Genomic DNA, 18187 nt, shown 5'->3' with positions numbered 1-18187 from the left:
CCTCCGGCTGTGACGGCGGCCACGTCCCGCATGGCCGCCGGATGCGACGTCCCGGATTGGGGGCCGAGGGCCCGGTCAGACGGTCCAGGTGTCGATGATCACGGCGTTGTCGCGCTTGTGCAGGAGGATGCAGTCGAGGACGTCGAGGGGATTGATCATGCGGATGCCTTCGATGAAGGCGGCCTCGCCGTGTCCGTAGAGCGCCTGGGTCGAGAACCGGCAGGCATAGACCTTGCCGCCCTCGGCCATGAACTTCTCAAGCTGGTTGTTGAAGTTGAGGTGACCTGGAAAGGCCTCGTCGCCGAGCCTCGGGAAGCCGCGCTGGACGCCCAGCGTAATGCCCGGGCCGTAGAGAAGGATGGACGTCTCGAAGCCCTTGCGCTGCAGGCGGGTCGCCTGAAGCAGGTTGACGAGGCCGATGGAGCCCTCGAACGCGACGGTGTGGAAGGTGACAAGCGCCTTCTGGCCCGGCTCGGCTTTGACGTCCTCGAAGACCTTCTCCTCGTAATCGACCAGGACATCGCCCTTCTTGTGAGGCTCGCGGTTCACAGCAGGCATTGATCGTTCTCCTCGATGGATTGAACCGCGGCAGACTGATCTTCGAGCGGTCGCAGTCCATTCATGGCAAGCGGTGTGCCAGAGGGCTTCGATCAATGGGCCATACAAAGCGCGAGTGTCATATTCATACAATAATGCGATCAATAATCACGGATTAGGTTCGCCGGATCTGTATCCGGCGCCTACCAGATGGGCGTGACGTGGACAAAAAATCGCCAACGCGTGCGCATTCGCGGATCTTCGATTATATGGATTGTATGGAAATCACCTAGGGAATGTTCGAGGTATGGCCGCGGTATGGCTATTGCTAGCCATACAATCACGCATTGATCGCATCATGATCTGGACCGCCACGCATGACTTCGCCGGAGCGAGACGCACGACCCAACCCGCAGACGGGTGGGGTCGGACTCTGGGTGCCGGATCTGAAGCGGTGGGGTAAGCCTCGTTACCTCGCCATTGCAGAGGCGTTGGCCGATGACATCCGGACCGGGCGTCTGACGGCGGGGACGCGCCTCCCGACCCAGCGCGCACTCGCCGAGGCGCTCGACCTGAACTTCACGACGATTTCGCGCGGCTACGTCGAGGCCCACAAGCGCGGGCTGATCGAGGGGCGCGTCGGCCAGGGGACCTTCGTGATCGATCCGGCGCGTCCGCCCCGTTCGAGCGGTGCGGCGGCAGCGCGTCGGATCGGGCCGGTCGACTTCACCATGAACCTGCCCCCAGAGCCCGACGCGCCGGCCCTGCAAGCCCGCATGCAAGCCGCGTTCGTGGACCTGTCCGGCGATCTCACCAGCCTGCTGCGCTACCAGGGCTTCGGCGGCACCGAGGAGGATAAGGAAGCGGCTCTGCGCTGGCTGAAAGGCCGCGGAATCGTCCCGCCCCGGGAGCGTCTGCTGATCTGCCCCGGTGCGCACAGCGCCCTGTTCAGCATACTGGGTCAGGTCGCCCAGGCGGGCGATACGATCTGCGCGGAGCGGATTACCTATCCAGGCATCCGCGCGCTCGCCGCGCATTTGCGGCTGCGCCTCGTCGATCTGCCCATGGACCGATTCGGGGTCGACCCGGATGCTTTTGCCGCCGCCTGCACCAAAGTCGCACCGAAGGCCATCTACCTGAATCCGTTGCTGCAGAACCCCACCACCGCGACCCTGCCCAGGGCGCGGCGCGAGGCCATTATCGCGGTTGCGCGGCGATACGCCGTCACCATCATCGAGGACGACGCCTACGCGCGCATCTGCCCGACTCCGCCACCGAGTTTTGCGGAGCTTGCTCCGGAGATCACCTACTACGTGGCCGGTCTCGCCAAGTGCCTGGGTGCCGGACTTCGCCTCGCCTTCCTGGTCGCCCCGAGCGCCCGTTCCGCCCTGCCGCTCGGCGGCGCACTCCGGGCCGCGACCGTGATGGCCTCGCCGATCGCGACGGCCTTGGCGACGCGCTGGATCATGGATGGCACGGCGGAGGCCATCGTCCAGTTCGTTCGCGAGGAATCGGCCGCGCGCCAGCGCATCGCGGCCGCGATGCTTCCAGCCGGGACCTATACTGCCGACCCGCATGCCTTCCACGTTTGGATCACGCTGCCGGAGGGCTGGACGCGCTCGGCCTTCGCCAGCCAAGGTCGGTCGGCCGGGCTCGGCGTCATCGGCAGCGACCCGTTTTGCATCGCGGGGACGCCGCCGGAGGCGGTGCGTCTCTGTCTCGGCGGCCCCTCGACCCGGCAGCAGATCACGCACGGATTGGAAGTGCTCGCCCACGCGCTCGAAGGCTCGCCGGCCCTGGCCTCCGCCTATATCTGACCCGTCCGAGCCGCGCACAGGTCGAAGTGACCTGACCGGCCGGCTTTGGGCCGGGCTGGTTGAGGGGATCGGCCAGGACCGGAGGAGTCGGACATGCGGCGAGGCCAGAAGACGAGCGCGCAACAGATGGTGCTGAAGGTGCGCCAGATCGAGGTGCGGATAGCCCAAGGCAAGAGCTTGGCGCCGGCGTGCGAGGAGGCGGAGATCTCCGCGCAGAGTGATAACTGCTGGCGCAAGGAGTGAGACGTCTCAAGAAACTGGCTGCGGCCCTCGTCGAGCGCCGATGGGTGTGCGCCATCGGCTTTCCGGGATCCGGCTTGCTTCGACGTCGCGCTCCGCAAGCATCGCTGGCGCGATCACCCGGACGATGATTGGCTTGCCGGATTGGTCCGCCCGACGCTGACAGTCCAGCGCACTTGGTCAGGAAATACGGAGTTGATGGTCGTTCGAAACTGACCATCATCTTTCGGATAGGCGGCAGGTGATCCAAAAAGATCGCCTATTGCCGACATCGGCCCACGAGCGCGATGAAAACCTGGTCGCTGTACTTCGTTCGTATCGATAAACAATCGGAGTCGCGAATAAAATCTAAGAACTGACTTGGTCGTCTCGACTTTCAACCAAGCCTTCGTTCCGGCAGGAAGGCCTGCCGTCCCATTCTCCGGCGTGCGGAACCTTCCGGGCCAGCTTTCCTACTTCCGGCTCGAAACAATGGCGCCAGCCTTCCTGCGGAACGAACGAAGGTACGAAGTCAGGATGACCGAATGCTTTGAAGGAACGGGCTCGCAGTTGAGGGGAGGGGATTGCTGCAGCCTCGCGTCCGGTCAGACGATCAGCCACGGCCCTCGCGCGGCTCCTTTGAGCCCGGTGGTCCCTCAGGCCCATCGGACGATGGTTATTCCTTCGCGGGACGTGCTTTGCAGCCGCCGAACATTAGCAGCTACCCCAGACGAAATGCCGCACTGGAGAGGCTGGGTCTATTGTCCAATCGTTGTACGAGAACAGTCGCCGGCTGATGAGCAGCGAACGACGATGCTGCCTTATACCTTGGACAAGTGAAAAAATCTTTGGAGCGGGCGATCGGGATCGAACCGACGACATTCAGCTTGGGAAGCTGACGTTCTACCACTGAACTACGCCCGCCCACATGACTGGTCCGGATCCGGCGTTGACGACGGTCGATCCGTCCGGTCCCAGGCCTTCATGTGCACCAACCGTCTAGCAGTTCGACGGTGATGGCGTCAAACGCATGGGAACCTCTCAGAGCGGCTCCGAGGCCCGAAAAATCTCACGCGACCTGACCGCGGCACGTGAAAGGATCACGGTTCCGAAGGCGATCTTCCTTGCGCTGCATGGCGAATGCTCGACGGGTTTGGATGCACCTTGCGATCTGGTGGAAGCGCTGACCCGGATCACAGACTTCGCGGCCCGGCATCCGACCCCTGCATGGCCATGCGCGCGAATCAGCGCGATTTCTGTGTGCCCTGGACGGCAGTGAGCTCGTCGTCTCGAAGCCGGTCGATCGGAATCCCGGCACCAAGAGCCGCCTGTCGAGAACAGCCTCCTCATCGCATGGCGGCTTGCTCTGGTGGCTCTCCTGTCCCTGGCGCGGTTCAGCCCGGGCCCCGCCCGCTGCGTCGGGCCGCTGGCTACGCGTCTGACCGACGGCGTTCAGGCGACGCGGGAGAGGCTGCCTGTCTGTGCCCCCTGCGTGCCGCGGGCGGAATCGTAAGCGCGATTGCGCAGAGCGGTTTCGCTGGGGAGTTGATCGATCACGTTGCCGGACGCAGGATCAACCACCTGGAAGACGATCGTGCTCGTGTCCGGATCCTGAATGTAGCGCGCCTTACCGCCGTTTGCGCCGATGTCGAGCTTCACCGCGGGTTCGAGGGGCGCGGATGTGCTCTGGGGCACGGGGGCCTCCTGCGTCACGGCGGCGGCGGCCGTCGCGCCTAGGGCGTCGAGGCCCTGCGGCCCCGACGTCGGGGGTGTCAGCGGACGGATCTCCATGGCCGGTCTCCTGCGATCCTGTGATCGAAGGATTGAGACGGGCGGCTGCCTAACCAGCGGTTAACAGCAGCAGGCGATCCACCGGATGGTGGCTCGCGGTCCGAGATGCGATGAACATCCCGTTAGCGTTGCGACACAAATCCGTGCGGCTTTCTCCCCGAGAGGCGGCTCGTCGGGCATCTGATCCATTCAGTCGCCACGGTACCGCGGGCCATCCCGTGTCGTCCGGAGTGCGGTTCAGGCAGGTATCTTCCGATGCTCGCCATCGCGAGCCGGGTGCTCGCCGTGCAGGCGACCGGAGACGATCGGGGAAGCGTGACCCGTTTGTCCGCAAGCCTCGCTGCAAGATCGTTGCGCGGCTCCATGCCATCCACGGGCGCGCACCGGTCGACGTCGGACGCGCCCGCATCATCGTGATCGCATGCGCAGCCGCAGTGCTGCATCCGGTGCCCATTTTCAGGCTCGGGATACCCGCTTGCTCAGCAAGGCTGCGTCGGGCGGCTACGGGGCACCTGACAGGAAGCGCCTGCGACTGGAAGCGCTCCGCTCTGTCCAGGCGGATCAGAGAAGGATTTGCGCCCCGATCGTCGAACTGGGCACCCCGCGCGCCGTCGGCATCGCCGCGGATCAGATGCGTGAGGCGATGCGCGGTACCAATGGCGCCCGACCCGGAGCGGTCCTCGACATTGAGGCCCCGTGCGGTGGAACGCCGGGGCGGAACGGCGGCACGCCCGCATCCGGATCGGACCGGGCGTGCCTTGGCCTCACTCGGCGGCGTCGACGTAGAGCTTGCCGCCCTCGGCCAGGAACTCCTCCGACTTGGCCCGCATGCCGGCTTCGGCCTCGGCCTTGGACATCGCGGGCGACGCGCCCACGACTTCGCCGGCTTCCTCCATCGCCAGCACCTCGGCGCGCAGATCCTGCGTGATCTTCATCGAGCAGAATTTCGGCCCGCACATCGAGCAGAAATGCGCGACCTTGTGGGCGTCCTTCGGCAGGGTCTCGTCGTGGTAGCGGCGGGCCGTATCCGGATCGAGGCCTAGGTTGAACTGGTCCTCCCAGCGGAAGTCGAACCGGGCGCGGCTGAGCGCGTCGTCGCGCAGCTGCGCGGCCGGGTGGCCTTTGGCGAGGTCGGCGGCGTGGGCGGCGATCTTGTAGGTGATCACGCCGGTCTTCACGTCGTCCCGGTCGGGCAGGCCGAGATGCTCCTTCGGGGTGACGTAGCAGAGCATCGCGGTGCCGAACCAGCCGATCATCGCGGCGCCGATGCCCGAGGTGATATGGTCGTAGCCGGGGGCGATGTCGGTGGTCAGCGGGCCGAGGGTGTAGAACGGCGCCTCGCCGCACTCCTTCAGCTGCTTCTCCATGTTGACCTTGATCTTGTGCATCGGCACGTGGCCGGGGCCCTCGATCATCACCTGGCAGCCCTTGTCCCAGGCGACCTTGGTCAGCTCGCCCAGCGTCTCCAGCTCGCCGAACTGGGCGGCGTCGTTGGCGTCGGCGATCGAGCCCGGGCGCAGGCCGTCGCCCAGCGAGAACGACACGTCGTAGGCCCGCATGATGTCGCAGATCTCGTCGAACCGCTCGTAGAGGAACGATTCCCGGTGCCCGGCCAGGCACCAGCGCGCCATGATCGAGCCGCCGCGGGAGACGATGCCGGTGACGCGCCGGGCGGTCAGCGGCACGTGGGCCAGCCGCACGCCGGCATGGATGGTGAAGTAGTCGATGCCCTGCTCGGCCTGCTCGATCAGCGTGTCCTTGAAGACCTCCCAGTCGAGCTTGAGCGGGTCGCCGCCGACCTTCTCCAGCGCCTGATAGATCGGCACCGTGCCGATCGGGACCGGGCTGTTGCGGATGATCCACGAGCGGATGTTGTGGATGTTGCGGCCGGTGGACAGGTCCATGACCGTGTCGGCGCCCCAGCGGATCGACCAGACGAGCTTCTCGACCTCGTCGGCGGCCGAGGAGGTCACGGCCGAGTTGCCGATATTGGCGTTGATCTTGACCAGGAAGTTCCGGCCGATCGCCATCGGCTCCAGCTCGGTGTGGTTGATGTTGGCCGGGATGATCGCCCGGCCGCGGGCGATCTCGTCGCGCACGAATTCGGGGGTGATGAAGGGCGGGACCGAGGCCCCGAAGCTCTGGCCGTCGGCGAGTGCGGCCTCGGCGCCCGCGAGCATCTTCTCGCGGCAGACGTTCTCGCGATGGGCGACGTAGATCATCTCCTCGGTGATGATCCCCGCGCGGGCGAACTCGTACTGGGTCACCCTCTGGCCCGGGGCCGCCTTGCGGATGGTCCGCTCGGCGGGGCAGGGGGCCACGAGCTTGTCGCCCGCGAAGCCGTTATCCTCGGGCTTCACCGCCCGTGGGGCGACGGCCGCGTAACCGCGGGCCGCGATCCAGGGCTCGCGCACGCCGGGGAGGCCGGCATTGAGGTCGATCCGCGCGTCGGTCTCGGTGTAGGGGCCCGACGGGTCGTAGACCCGAACCGGTTCCTCCTTCGGATCGGAGAGGACGATCTCGCGGTAGGGGACGCGGATGTCCGGCCGTCCGGCCGGGCTCGCATAGGCCTTGCGCGATCCGGTCACCGGACCCGTGGTCACGGTCTCCGGGCTGCCTTTCACATCCTTGGGGAGAACGGGTGCGTTCATCGTGGGCCTCTCCTCGTGCTGGAGCAGTCCGGTCCACGCGATGGCCGAGATGAGATGGGGCCGCGCGACATGCGACCGCAGGTTCCCGTCCCTCCGCCGGTATGAGCCGGATCAGGTTCAAGGGTCAGGGCAGCGTGCCCAATCTCAGCCCCCTGCGGGGCTCCCCTCGGAACGGTTCCAGACTCAGGCGCGCGGACGGCTTTGTCAATGCTGACCGGGCGCCCTAGAAAACACATCCCGAAAACCGTTCGATCGAACGCATCCGCTTCTCAACCCCACGGCCTCCCCCGCATCGCATGCGACTCCTCGCCGGCCTCCTGCTCGCCGTGCTCCTGCTCTGCGGGTTGGCCTGCGCCGCGCTCGCCCTCGGACAGCGCCGCTTCCTCTATCCGGGCGCCTTCAGCCCGCCGACACCCTGGCCGGTGCCGCCCGGGGTCGCGACGATCACGGTCGCGACCTCGGATGGCGAGACCCTGCACGGACTGTGGCGGCCGCCGCGGCCGGGCTGCGGCGTCATCGTCAGTTTCCACGGCAATGGATCCCGCCCGGAACCGCACGCGGAGCGCTTCGCCGCGGAGCCGTGGCGGGCGCGCGGCTGGGGTCTGCTGACCGTGGCCTATCGCGGCTATCCAGGCTCGACCGGCAGCCCCAGCGAAGACGGCCTGATCCGCGACGGCCTGGCGGCCGCGAACGCCGCGCGGGCACAGGCGCCCGACGCGCCGATCCTGCTGCACGGCCATTCGCTGGGGGCGGCCGTCGCGGTCGCCGTCGCCGAACGGGTGCCGACGATCGGGCTTTACCTGGAGGCCCCGTTCGACTCGATGATCCACACCGTGCGGCTGCATGTCCCGCTAGTCCCCATCTGGCTCCTGCGCGACACATACCGCTCGGACACGCGCATCCGTGGCGGAACTGCGCCGGTTCTGATCGTGCAGGGACGCGACGACACGGTGGTGCCGCTCAAGTTGGCGCAAGGCCTCGCCGCAGCAGCCGGCCCGCGGGCGCGGATCGCCGTGATCCCGGGCGACCACGTGTCCATCCTGGGGGGCCGGGACCGAGAGGCCGAGGCGATGTTCAGAGAGCGTGTCGGTCCGACCTGCCCGCAGCCGGTCGATCAGCAAGGATAGGAGAGGGGGGCGCGTGGTCGGACGGCGCTCGCAGCGCTGGAGCGCCGAGGATCCGGACGCACCGGGTGCGCAGGGCCGGCCCGAGCCGGTCTGCCCGCTCTGTGAGCGCCCGATTCCGCATCGCGCTCGCTCCAGCCTCCATCACCTCACCCCGAAGCTGAAGGGCGGAACCCATCGCGGTACCGTCCGCCTGCACCAGATCTGCCACTCGGCGATCCATGCACGCTACAGTGAGGCCGAGATCGCCAAGCGCCTGGCCGATCTCGAAGCCCTGCGGACCGATCCGGAGATAGCCCGCTTCCTCGCCTGGGTGCGCGGCCGGCCGGACGATTTTCACGCCGCGACGCGCATGACCCGCGCGCGGCGGTCGGCGCGGCGCAAGGTCTGACCGCCGGCGTTTACCGACCGTTCGTCACATCCGCAGGTTGCGGCGATCACGTTCATCGCCGTCAACCCAAACCGGTCCAGGATCCCTCCGATCGCGAGGGTGGGACGATGGCCGGGGTCGGGGATACGGGTGATCGGCTCGCCTGGGTCGATATCGCCAAGGGGATCTGCATCCTCCTGGTGGTCATGATGCATTCCGTCACGGGCACCGGCGACGCCATGGGCGGGGAAGGTTTCCTCCATCCGGTCGTGGCCTTCGCGAAGCCGTTCCGGATTCCGGACTTCTTCCTTCTGTCCGGCCTGTTCATGGGGCGGGTGATCGACCGCGACTGGCGCCTGTTCTCCGACCGCCGGGTGGTCCATTTCGCCTATTTCTACCTGCTCTGGCTCGTGATCCAGTCGGCCGCCAGATACGGCAAGATCGCCGGCGATGACGGCCCCACGGCCTTCGCGGCGCATCTCGCCCATGCCCTGATCGAACCCTACTCGACGCTGTGGTTCATCTATCTGCTCGCGGTGTTCTCGGTCGTCACCAAGGCTCTGCGCCGCGTGCCCGACGCCGTGCTGCTCGCCGGTGCCGCCGTGCTGCAGATTGCCGACATCCGCAGCGAGTCGACCCTCATCGAGGAGTTCTGCGCCCGATATGTCTTCTTCGTCGCCGGCTATCTGTTCGCCGGCCGCATCTTCGCCCTCGCGGACGCGGCCCGGCACCGGGTCCGGCTCGCCCTGTGCGGCCTCGCCGCATGGGCGTTCCTGGAAGGTTGGCTCGCGCTGACTCCGTCGGGCCTTCCGAATCACCCGACCCTCGCCAGCCTGCCGCTGGTGAGCCTCGCCCTCGGCGCCGCCGGCGCGCTCGCGATCGTGGTGGCGGCGTCGCTCCTCGGCCGCGTCGGGGGCCCGATCGCCGAGGCGGTCCGAACCTGCGGGCAGCGCTCGATCGTGATCTATCTTGCCTTTTCGCTACCCATGGCGGCGACCCGGGAGATCCTCGTGCGCACCGGAGCCATCGCCGATATCGGACTTGCAAGCCTCATCGTCATGACCGTGGCGGTGCTGCTGCCGCTGGTCCTGGAGCGGCTGGTTCGCGGCACGGCGCTCGATCTGCTGTTCGTGCGGCCGCGCTGGTGCCGGCTCGTGGGGTCGGAGTCCCGGACCCGCCCGGTCCTGCAGGCGACCTGAGACGGGCGGCTTCAGCCCTCGAAGGCGATGCCGATCCGGCGGCTGCGCCGCCATGCAACGGCCGCCGCGCGCGGCTCGGCGCCGGCGCTCACGCGGAGCGGGAAGCGGTCCGGCACCACATGATCGCCGTCGACCTCGATCTGGGCGCCGACCTCGGTCGCGTCCCAGACCAGGCAACTGACTTCGCCGCCGTCGAGCAGGACCGAGCCGAAGGTGAAGGCGTTCTTCCGGAAGACGCCGCGGCGATTCTCCCTCATCGACTCCCCCATCCGCACCCGCGGGTCCGCGGAGACGATCTCCGCGGTCCGGGACGATGCCGGATGGGGGTTAACAGGGCAAATACGATCCGTTGCCTGCGCTCTCAGATCGAGATCAATAGTCGTCCGGATCACCCCTGTAGCGGCGCGGCCCAGGCTCATAATCGTCGTCGTACGGGCGGCGTGCGCGCGGCCGGTCGTAGTCGCGGCCATAGCGATAGGCGTCGCGCCGGTCGTCGTAATCGTCGCTCCGGTACCCGCCACCGCCGTAGCCGCCACCGCCAGAGCCGCCCGCAGTGATGCGCGGTGCGTACCAGCAGCTCTTCGCCTGGCCCGGTGCGGGATCGCCAAAGGTCTGGCTGTTACAGGGCACGGCGCCGCCCTGAGGAAACGGCCGACCGTTGGTCCGGCCGGGCACGCCGTAATAGACGTTGGTCGCGTAGGGCATCCGGCAGACGCCGCCTTCCTGGGCGCAGCCGACCAGATTCACCGTGTCGAGCTGATAGGCCCGGGCCGGCGCGGGCATCACCGTGCCGGCTCCCAGCATGATGGCTCCGAAGGCCAGAGCGATCCGAATCTGCACGTCCCCGATTCCCCATTGCGTCGCGGTCCGCGTGCCGAATAATCCGGTCGGCGGCTTCCGGCCAGCGGCCGCGCTCGCTATGGCGTCGCGCACGGATCTGTGCGGGCTGTTTTGGCACCGCCATGACGATGATCGGGCGGAGCCACCCGTGGTCGAACGGGATAGGGCGCCCCAGGAGGCCTTGATGAGGGATGCGTCCGCGCAGGAGCTTCTGTTGCTCAGCGCGCTGCAGGAATGCCGGATCCAGCTCGACGCGGCGCGCAAGGACGAGGCGGCCCGCGCCGCCGTCCGGGAGGAGCTGGAGGCTGCCCTTCGCCGCGAGGCGGCGCTCTCGGCTGTGGTCGCCGAGGAGCGCGAGCGGACGGAGGCCGTCCGTCTCGTGCTTCAGGCGCTGCTGATGAGCATCGGCTGGTTCGGCCTGCGCCGACGCCTGTTCCGGTCGCGCATCGCCCGGCTGGGCCGCGAGACGCCGGATTCAGGTCCGCAATCGGCCCGCCATTCCGTGCTGCTCGCGGAGGCCCGACGGGTGCTCGGCGCGCCGGTCGTCCAGCCTCCTGCCCAACGCTAGGGCGTATCGGCGCGCGGGATGGGGAACGGGCGCCGAACGCTTCGATAACGGCCCCTTAAACCGCCGCATTTAGCGTGCGGAAACCGTCCTGCGGCGCGCCCGACAGACGCGCTGCGGCGGAACATTCGTAGACGGGATGCATGGCCAAGGGTCGGGGCAGGATTGAGCCGAACTTCGACGTGCCCGAGGGGCGTGTCCGGGATCGCGGCGAACTCGATCTGCGCCTGTCCCGGGAGGACCGTCCCGGGGGGGCAGGAGACGGCGTGGCGAAGCGATCGGGCGGCGGAGGAGCGCGGCAGCCGAACAAGGCGCCGGCGCGGACCACCGGGCGGGCGAAGGCCTCAAGTCGCGGCCGACGCCGGCGGTCCTGGCTCGGCCGCATCGTCTACGGCACCGTCGTCCTCGGTCTCTGGGGGGTGATCGGGCTTGCCGGGCTCATCGCCTACCACGCGTCGCAATTGCCGCCGATCGACCAGCTCGCGGTGCCGAAACGGCCGCCCAACATCGCCATCCTGGCGAGCGACGGCTCGCTGCTCGCCAATCGCGGCGAGACCGGCGGCCGGGTGGTCTCGATCAAGGAGCTGCCGCCCTACCTGCCGCGCGCCTTCGTGGCGATCGAGGATCGGCGCTTCTACCAGCATTTCGGCGTCGATCCGGTCGGCATCCTGCGCGCCATCGGTCAGAACCTGACCCGGCGCGGCGTCGCGCAGGGCGGCTCGACCCTGACGCAGCAGCTCGCCAAGAATCTGTTCCTGACGCAGGAGCGGACCGCCTCGCGCAAGATCCAGGAGGCGATCCTCGCGCTTTGGCTGGAGCACAAGTACACCAAGGACGAGATCCTCGAGCTCTACCTGAACCGTGTCTATTTCGGCGCCGGCGCCTACGGCGTCGAGGCGGCCGCGCAGCGCTATTTCGGCAAGCCCGCCAAGGAGGTGAGCCTTGCGCAGGCCGCGATGCTGGGCGGCCTCGTTCAGGCGCCGTCGCGGCTCGCTCCGAACCGCAACCTCCCGGCTGCCCAGGCCCGCGCCGCCCAGGTGCTCGCCGCGATGCAGGAACTCGGCTTCGCCGCGCCGCAGGACGTGAAGGTGGCGCTCGCCCAGCCGGCGAAGCCCACCAATGCCCGCGGCGGCGGTTCGGCCAATTACGTCGCAGACCTCGTGATGGACGTGCTCGACGACTACGTCGGCAAGTTCGACACCGACATCACGGTCCAGACGACCGTCGATCCCGTCCTCCAGGCCGCCGCCGAGAAGGTGCTCACCGACGAGCTCAACGCCAAGGGCGCGCGCTTCAATGTCGGCCAGGGCGCGCTGGTCTCAATGCGGCCCGACGGCGCGATCCGAGCGCTGATCGGCGGGCGCGACTACGCCCAGAGCCAGTTCAACCGTGCCACGACCGCGAAGCGCCAGCCCGGCTCCTCGTTCAAGCCCTTCGTGTACCTCGCTGCCGTGGAGCACGGCGCCACGCCCGACACGGTCCGCGAGGACGCGCCGGTCCGGATCGGCAACTGGGCCCCGGAGAACTACTCGCACCGGTACGAGGGGCCTGTCACCCTGCGGACGGCGCTTGCCCATTCGCTCAATACCGTCGCGGTGCGGCTCGGCCAGGAGGTCGGCCCGAAGACCGTGGTGCAGACCGCCCAGCGCCTCGGCATCACCTCGCCGCTCCAGGCCAACGGCTCCATCGCCCTGGGCACGTCCGAAGTGACGCTGCTGGAGATGGTCGGCGCCTACGGGGCCTTCGCCAACGGGGGCACCGGCGTGATCCCCTACGTGGTGACCGCCGTGAAGAGCCAGGGCGGCAAGGTCCTGTACAAGCGCTCCGACAACGGTCTCGGCCGGGTCATCGATGCCAACGCCGACGGCATGATGAATGCCATGATGCACGAGGTCTTCGTCAGCGGCACCGGCAAGAAGGCGGACATCCCGGGCTGGGACCTGGCGGGCAAGAGCGGCACCACGCAGGACTACCGCGATGCTTGGTTTATCGGCTTCTCGGGCAGCCTCGTCACCGGGGTCTGGCTCGGCAACGACGACGGCGAGCTGACCAAGAAGGTCACCGGCGGCAATCTGCCGGCGGAGATCTGGAAGTCGTATATGACCCAGGCGCTGAAGGGGCAGACCCCGGTCCCGCTCCCCGGCCTCAACCGCTGGCGTAGGCAGCCGGAGACAACCGCCTCGGTGGCGAGTGCCGCGCCGCCTGCACCGGGCGGGCTCCTCGGGCAGATTCTGGGCGAACCGGAGGCACCCGCGCCGCGCCAGTCCGCCCCGGCACGGCGCGCTCAGAAGGATGACCGCAACTTCATCGAAAAGCTGTTCGGGATCGGCGACTGACGCCGCCGATCGGTGACGGCCCGGCGCTCGCCACCCCATCGCGGGCCTGATCGACGGTGCTCAAAATCCGGCTGACCGCTGACTTGAAGCGGCAGCGCTTACAGACCTAGTGCCGATTGATCTATATTGGCGCAAATCGGACGCTTCTTAATTCCTAAAATAACTCCTTTTTCAATATTCGGGACTCAGAATTCGGGTCGATAGCAAGTCCGCTCTCCGGTTGCCGGGGCCGGCGGCAACCCGATCGAGCCCATGGTCCCGCGCGCGACTGCCACAGCGATCCGAGTCCACCTCGCCGATCGCGCCTCGCGTCTGATCGCGCTGGGGGGCACGTGCCTGCTGCTCTGCCTGACGCTGCTCGGGGTCTATCTCTGCCTCGATCTACGCGATGTCGCTTGGCACAATGCGCGCCGCAACGCTGCGAACCTTCTGGCCGTGATCGAGGAGGGGGTCGGCCACAGCCTGCGGGTTTACGATCTCTCCCTGCAGAGTTCCGCGCGCTTGGCGCACCGCGCGGATATCATAATTCTGGACCCGGAACTCAGACGCTTGGCCGTGTTCGACACCGCCGTCGCGGGCTCCGGTCTCGGCCCGATCACCGTCACGGATGCGGCGGGTGATGTCCAACTGACGAGCGATCCCAACCTGCAGAACCGGCCCAACTTGAGCACGCTGCCGGAATTCCAGATCCACAAGTCCAATCCCGATGCGGGTCTGATCCTCACTGGACCGACTCAGTTCCGTCTGACCGGGGAGAGCATTATCCGCATGACCCGGCGGATCCAGACGGCAGACGGTTCCTTCGCGGGGATCGTGTACGGATCGATCAGACTCGCGCATTTCCGGGCGCTCTTCGACCGGCTGCGCTTCGATGACGGTATCGCCCTGAACGTGTTCCATCGGGACGGGACGCTCCTGATCCGCGCGCCGGCCCGGCCGCAACTGCTCGGGCAGAGCATCCGTGCAAGTCCGGCCCATGCGTTCTATCAGGCGCATGCCCGCGGCGAGTTTCAGGGACGGTCGGCCTTGGACGGCGTTGACCGGGTCTACAGCTTCGCGAATCTCGACGACCTGCCGCTGATCGTGACGGTGGCTACGGATGTCGACAGCATCCGCGAGGTCTGGATCTATAAGGCGGCGATCGTCGGTATCCTGATCCTCAGTCTCTGCGTCCTCACCTTCGGGCTGACGGTTCTGCTTCACCGGGAGGTGGGTCGCCGGGCGGCCGCTGAGGCCTCCACGCGCGAAGCGAATGCTGCACTCGCGGTGCTCGCCCGGACCGACGGCTTAACCGGGCTGCCGAACCGGCGCAGCTACGACGAACACTTCGCCGTGGAGTGGACCCGTGCCGCGCGACTGCGGACTCCTTTGGCCCTGATGATCGTCGATGCCGACCACTTCAAGCAGTTCAACGACCGCTTCGGCCACCAGCGCGGCGACGAGGTGCTCAAGGCGGTGGCGCTGTGTCTGCAGCAGACGCTCGATACCGGCGGGCTGAGCTTCCGGATCGGCGGCGAGGAATTCGTCGCGCTGCTGCCGGGACTCGATGCGACGGCGGCGGGGGCGGCGGCGGAGCGCATCCGCCGCGCGGTGGTGAGCCTCGGGATCCCCCATGCTCCGGACGTCGGCGGCAGCGCCACGGTCAGCATCGGCGTGGCCTCCGCCGATCCGGCCAGCGGGGATCCGCCCGATGGCCTCTTCACGGCGGCGGACGCGGCTCTCTATGCCGCCAAGAAGGCCGGCCGCAATCGGGTGCGGGCCGCACCGCCGCCCGCACCCCCGACCCTCGCGATGCGGGCCTGAGCCGGCCCGCGGCTCACAGCATGGGCAGGATCCGGGGGCGTGGCCCCCGAGGGAAATGCGCGTCGATCAGGGCGATCTCGGCCGCACCCAGATGCAGGTCCGCCGCGCCGGCATTCTCGATGGCCCGGTCCGGGCGACCGGTCTTCGGAATCGTGAAGGTGCCGGGCAGCCGGGTCAGGAAGGCGAGGGCCACGGCGTAGGGCGTCGTCCCATGGCTCCGCGCGATGCCCGCCAGGACGCGGCCGCCAGCACTGTCCGGATCGGGAAAGTCGCCGCTGCCGAAGGGCGAATAGCCGACCATCGCGACGCCGTGCTTCTCGCACCAGGGCAGCACAGCATGCTCGATGGCCCGCTCGTTCAGGTGGTAGAGAACCTGATTGCAGGCGATCCGGTCCGGCCCCGCGATGGCGAGGGCGCGGTCGAGATCCTCGACATCGAAATTGCTGACACCCCAGGACAGGATCTTGCCCGCCCGGCGCAGATCCTCGAAGCCCGCGATCGTCTCTTCGAGCGGGTGCTGGCCCGGCCAGTGCAGCAGATAGCTGTCCAACCGATCCGTCCGCAGGCGTCGGAGCGAAGCCTCGCAGGCCCGCGCCACGCCGCGGCGCGTCGCATTGCCAGGGACCACCTTCGAAACGAGGAAGACCTCCTCGCGGCAATCCACGATGGCGGCGGCGACGATCGCCTCGGCGTCGCCGTACATCTCCGCAGTGTCGATATGGGTCATGCCGGCGTCGATTCCGTCCCGCAACGCGCGGATCGCATCCGTCCGGTCCGAACTGTCGATGTGCCACGTGCCCTGGCCGATGACCGGGACCGAGACGCGCATCGCGCCGAAGCTCCTGGCATACATGGCAGCGCTCCCTTTTCGCTGTCACAGGGGTTGCTGACGGCGATCCGGTCGGGATCGGGCCGCCGACGTGTCATGGGTCCGCCGTTCAACTCCCCGGCACGCCTTACTCGCGCCATCTTGGGGCGTTGAGCAATGGCTGGCGGCCTTCCGCGACGCTAAACTTTAGGCCCAGGCTCGAGGTCAGGCTGCGCGGGTATGCCGAGCCTGCGCCTCCCGCAGGGCGCCGCCGCGCCCGGCCACGCGACACCCGGTCCGTCAGTGGCCATGCTGGAGATGTGTCGATGCTGCCGGCCCATCGGATATTCTGGGGTCTGATCCTGCTGGCGGCGGCCGGCGCGGGGTTGCTCTACAACATCATCTTCGCGGCTGGCGCCTCTCCCCTCGCCGGATTCACCTACGGCCTCTGCATGGGTGCCACGGTGCTGGCTTTCGACCGCGGGCTGATCCTGGCCGGCCTGCAGACGCGGATCCGCCGCCTGCCGGCGTGGCTCTACGTGCTGGCCGCGGAACTCGCCTACGTCCTGATGATCATGGCGGGCAACGCCCTCGGCGGCTTGGTCGTCTGGGCCTTCGCCCTGACACCGGACGATCTGACGACCGCGACCCGGATGACCGCGCGGGTCCTCGCCTACGCCTTGGCCGTGTCCGGCCTCCTCGTCTTCGTGATCCGGATGCGCGATCTGATCGGCGGCGAGGTGTTCGTGAACTTCATGATCGGCCGCTACCACAAGCCGGTGGCGGAGGAGCGGATCTTCCTGTTCCTCGACGTCGTCGGCTCCACCGCCTTCGCGGAGGCGCACGGGGACCTGCGCGCCCAGGAGTATCTCGGGGCCGTGTTCGCGACGCTGGCCGAGCCGGTGCGGCGCAACGGCGGATCCGTGGACGACTATGTCGGCGATCTCGCCATGGTGACCTGGCCGATGGCCCGCGGCCTCAAGGACGCGCGCTGCATCACCTGCCTGTTCGACGTGCTCGACCGGATCGAGGCTGATGCCGCGGCCTGGACCACCCAATTCGGGACGGTGCCGCGGCTGCGGGCGGCGCTGCATGGCGGCTCGGTGGTCACGGCCGAAGTCGGAGTCGACCGCCACAAGATCGCGTATTTCGGCGACGCCGTGAACGTGACGTCGCGGATCGAGGCCCTGTGCCGCCCGCTCGGGGTCGGCATCCTGATCTCGCAGGATCTCCTCGGCCGTCTTCCGCGCCTGCCAGCCGGCGTCCGGGCGCGCTCTCTCGGCGCCCATGCCCTCCGCGGCCGCGGCGCGCCGTTGTCCGTGGCGACGCTGGAGCGTGGTCCTGCCGAGAGTGCCGCCGTGGCGGATCTGGCGCCGCGCCGCGCTGCGGTCGCCCGCTGATGGCCCGTGTCAGCGCCGCCCGCGCCAACACCCTGATCGCCGTCAAGATGGCGCTCCGTTTTGGCCTGCCGCTGATCGGGGTCGTGGTCTTCGGCCGCGCCATCGTGCTGTCGGTGGGCGGCGATATCGAGCGCTGGCAGTTCGGCCTGGGTGTGCTTCTGATTTTGGCGGGCTTCATCTCGAAGGTCGTGCCCCGGTCATGAGCGCTGCCACGAGCGACCCGACGCGTGCCACCCCGACCGGCCCGGCGATCTATCTCGACGCCGATGCATGCCCGGTGAAGGACGAGACCTACCGGGTGGCCGCACGCTACGGCCTCACCGTCCACGTCGTCGCCAACAGCGTGCTGAACCTCCCGCGCGAGCCCTGGATCGAGCGCGTGGTGGTCGGTTCGGAACTCGACGCCGCCGATGACTGGATCGCCGCGCGGGCCGGACCCGGGAGCATCGTGCTCACCGCCGATGTTCCGTTGGCTGCGCGCTGCGTGAAAGCCGGCGCCACGGTTCTGGCCTTCACCGGTAAGCCGTTCAGCGAGTCCGGGATCGGCCTCGCGCTCGCCACACGCGACCTGATGCAATCGTTGCGCGAAGCCGGAACCATCACGGGCGGGCCGAAGCCGTTCTCGCGCGCAGACCGATCGGCCTTTCTGTCCGCCCTTGACCGGGCGGTGAACCGGATCCTGCGTGACCGGCCGAAGCCGGGCTGAGACCCGGCCGCCCTCCGATCA

16 protein-coding genes, 1 tRNA gene, 1 pseudogene and 1 riboswitch are annotated in these 18187 nt (G+C 68.1%); of the genes and pseudogenes, 11 read left to right on the top strand and 7 right to left on the bottom strand.

The genetic code is table 11. The features are described from left to right. Positions 1-75: 75 nt before the first annotated feature. Positions 76-558 carry an MSMEG_0572/Sll0783 family nitrogen starvation response protein gene (locus GGQ91_RS07950; protein WP_012317268.1) on the bottom strand — a complete coding sequence of 161 codons (483 nt, stop codon included), beginning with the start codon at positions 556-558 and terminating at the stop codon, positions 76-78. A gap of 356 nt (positions 559-914) precedes the next feature. Here GGQ91_RS07950 and GGQ91_RS07945 point away from each other — a divergent pair, with 356 nt between their 5' ends. Together GGQ91_RS07945 and GGQ91_RS07940 are read left to right on the top strand one after the other, a co-directional pair. After that, entirely contained in the window at positions 915-2354 is a 1440-nt protein-coding gene (locus GGQ91_RS07945; RefSeq protein WP_182591718.1) for an aminotransferase-like domain-containing protein, read from the top strand. 93 nt (positions 2355-2447) lie between these two features. Then, positions 2448-2594: pseudogene (locus GGQ91_RS07940) on the top strand (IS3 family transposase); the annotation flags it as partial. A gap of 828 nt (positions 2595-3422) precedes the next feature. Here GGQ91_RS07940 and GGQ91_RS07935 read toward each other — a convergent pair. The 3 genes from GGQ91_RS07935 to thiC form a co-directional block, all read right to left on the bottom strand. Further along, positions 3423-3497, bottom strand: a tRNA-Gly gene (locus GGQ91_RS07935). Between the two features lie 528 nt (positions 3498-4025). Then, positions 4026-4364: a FlaG family protein gene (locus GGQ91_RS07930; RefSeq protein ID WP_043378685.1), complete on the bottom strand. Its 339-nt coding sequence runs from the start codon at positions 4362-4364 to the stop codon at positions 4026-4028. A 764-nt stretch (positions 4365-5128) separates the two neighbouring features. After that, positions 5129-7015, bottom strand: coding sequence for a phosphomethylpyrimidine synthase ThiC (thiC, locus tag GGQ91_RS07925; protein WP_043352437.1), 1887 nt, complete (start codon positions 7013-7015; stop codon positions 5129-5131). Between the two features lie 71 nt (positions 7016-7086). Next, a riboswitch (TPP riboswitch) is annotated at positions 7087-7192 on the bottom strand. A gap of 119 nt (positions 7193-7311) precedes the next feature. Here thiC and GGQ91_RS07920 point away from each other — a divergent pair. The 3 genes from GGQ91_RS07920 to GGQ91_RS07910 all read left to right on the top strand — a co-directional run bounded on the left by GGQ91_RS07920 (position 7312) and on the right by GGQ91_RS07910 (position 9708). Beyond that, entirely contained in the window at positions 7312-8142 is an 831-nt protein-coding gene (locus tag GGQ91_RS07920; RefSeq protein WP_182591717.1) for an alpha/beta hydrolase, read from the top strand. A gap of 13 nt (positions 8143-8155) precedes the next feature. Beyond that, positions 8156-8530 carry an HNH endonuclease family protein gene (locus GGQ91_RS07915; protein WP_043352432.1) on the top strand — a complete coding sequence of 125 codons (375 nt, stop codon included), beginning with the start codon at positions 8156-8158 and terminating at the stop codon, positions 8528-8530. A gap of 107 nt (positions 8531-8637) precedes the next feature. Then, positions 8638-9708 carry an acyltransferase family protein gene (locus tag GGQ91_RS07910; RefSeq protein WP_043761276.1) on the top strand — a complete coding sequence of 357 codons (1071 nt, stop codon included), beginning with the start codon at positions 8638-8640 and terminating at the stop codon, positions 9706-9708. An 11-nt stretch (positions 9709-9719) separates the two neighbouring features. Here GGQ91_RS07910 and GGQ91_RS07905 read toward each other — a convergent pair whose 3' ends face one another. Together GGQ91_RS07905 and GGQ91_RS07900 are read right to left on the bottom strand one after the other, a co-directional pair. Beyond that, complete coding sequence (locus GGQ91_RS07905) at positions 9720-9965, bottom strand: pilus assembly protein PilZ (RefSeq protein WP_182591716.1); 246 nt, start codon at positions 9963-9965, stop codon at positions 9720-9722. Between the two features lie 115 nt (positions 9966-10080). Next, positions 10081-10548 carry a hypothetical protein gene (locus tag GGQ91_RS07900; protein ID WP_182591715.1) on the bottom strand — a complete coding sequence of 156 codons (468 nt, stop codon included), beginning with the start codon at positions 10546-10548 and terminating at the stop codon, positions 10081-10083. A gap of 184 nt (positions 10549-10732) precedes the next feature. Here GGQ91_RS07900 and GGQ91_RS07895 point away from each other — a divergent pair, with 184 nt between their 5' ends. From GGQ91_RS07895 to GGQ91_RS07885, 3 genes are all read left to right on the top strand, one after another. After that, a complete protein-coding gene (locus GGQ91_RS07895) occupies positions 10733-11116 on the top strand; it encodes a hypothetical protein (protein WP_043378674.1) in 384 nt (127 codons plus the stop codon). A gap of 140 nt (positions 11117-11256) precedes the next feature. After that, a complete protein-coding gene (locus tag GGQ91_RS07890; protein WP_182591714.1) occupies positions 11257-13449 on the top strand; it encodes a transglycosylase domain-containing protein in 2193 nt (730 codons plus the stop codon). A gap of 252 nt (positions 13450-13701) precedes the next feature. Next, a complete protein-coding gene (locus tag GGQ91_RS07885) occupies positions 13702-15252 on the top strand; it encodes a GGDEF domain-containing protein (protein WP_182591713.1) in 1551 nt (516 codons plus the stop codon). A gap of 13 nt (positions 15253-15265) precedes the next feature. Here the strand turns inward: GGQ91_RS07885 and GGQ91_RS07880 are convergent, their stop codons facing one another. Next, positions 15266-16105, bottom strand: a complete 840-nt coding sequence (locus tag GGQ91_RS07880) for an aldo/keto reductase (protein ID WP_182591712.1) — start codon at positions 16103-16105, stop codon at positions 15266-15268. A gap of 281 nt (positions 16106-16386) precedes the next feature. Between GGQ91_RS07880 and GGQ91_RS07875 the strand changes: the two genes are divergently transcribed. From GGQ91_RS07875 to GGQ91_RS07865, 3 genes are read left to right on the top strand one after another with little or no spacing between them, the layout of a single operon-like run. Further along, on the top strand, positions 16387-17460 hold the full coding sequence (locus GGQ91_RS07875) for an adenylate/guanylate cyclase domain-containing protein (RefSeq protein ID WP_182591711.1): 1074 nt from the start codon (positions 16387-16389) through the stop codon (positions 17458-17460). Then, the gene (locus GGQ91_RS07870; RefSeq protein WP_043378658.1) at positions 17460-17663 is read left to right on the top strand and encodes a hypothetical protein; all 204 of its coding nucleotides are present in this window, start codon (positions 17460-17462) and stop codon (positions 17661-17663) included. Before GGQ91_RS07875 ends, GGQ91_RS07870 begins: the two co-directional genes overlap by 1 nt. After that, positions 17660-18166 carry a YaiI/YqxD family protein gene (locus GGQ91_RS07865; RefSeq protein WP_043354907.1) on the top strand — a complete coding sequence of 169 codons (507 nt, stop codon included), beginning with the start codon at positions 17660-17662 and terminating at the stop codon, positions 18164-18166. The genes GGQ91_RS07870 and GGQ91_RS07865 overlap by 4 nt, the downstream gene beginning before the upstream one ends. The last annotated feature ends 21 nt before the right edge of the window (positions 18167-18187 follow it).

This window comes from Methylobacterium fujisawaense (assembly GCF_014138435.1).
Taxonomy (GTDB): domain Bacteria; phylum Pseudomonadota; class Alphaproteobacteria; order Rhizobiales; family Beijerinckiaceae; genus Methylobacterium; species Methylobacterium fujisawaense.
This window is presented reverse-complemented; position numbering and strand designations above follow the sequence as displayed.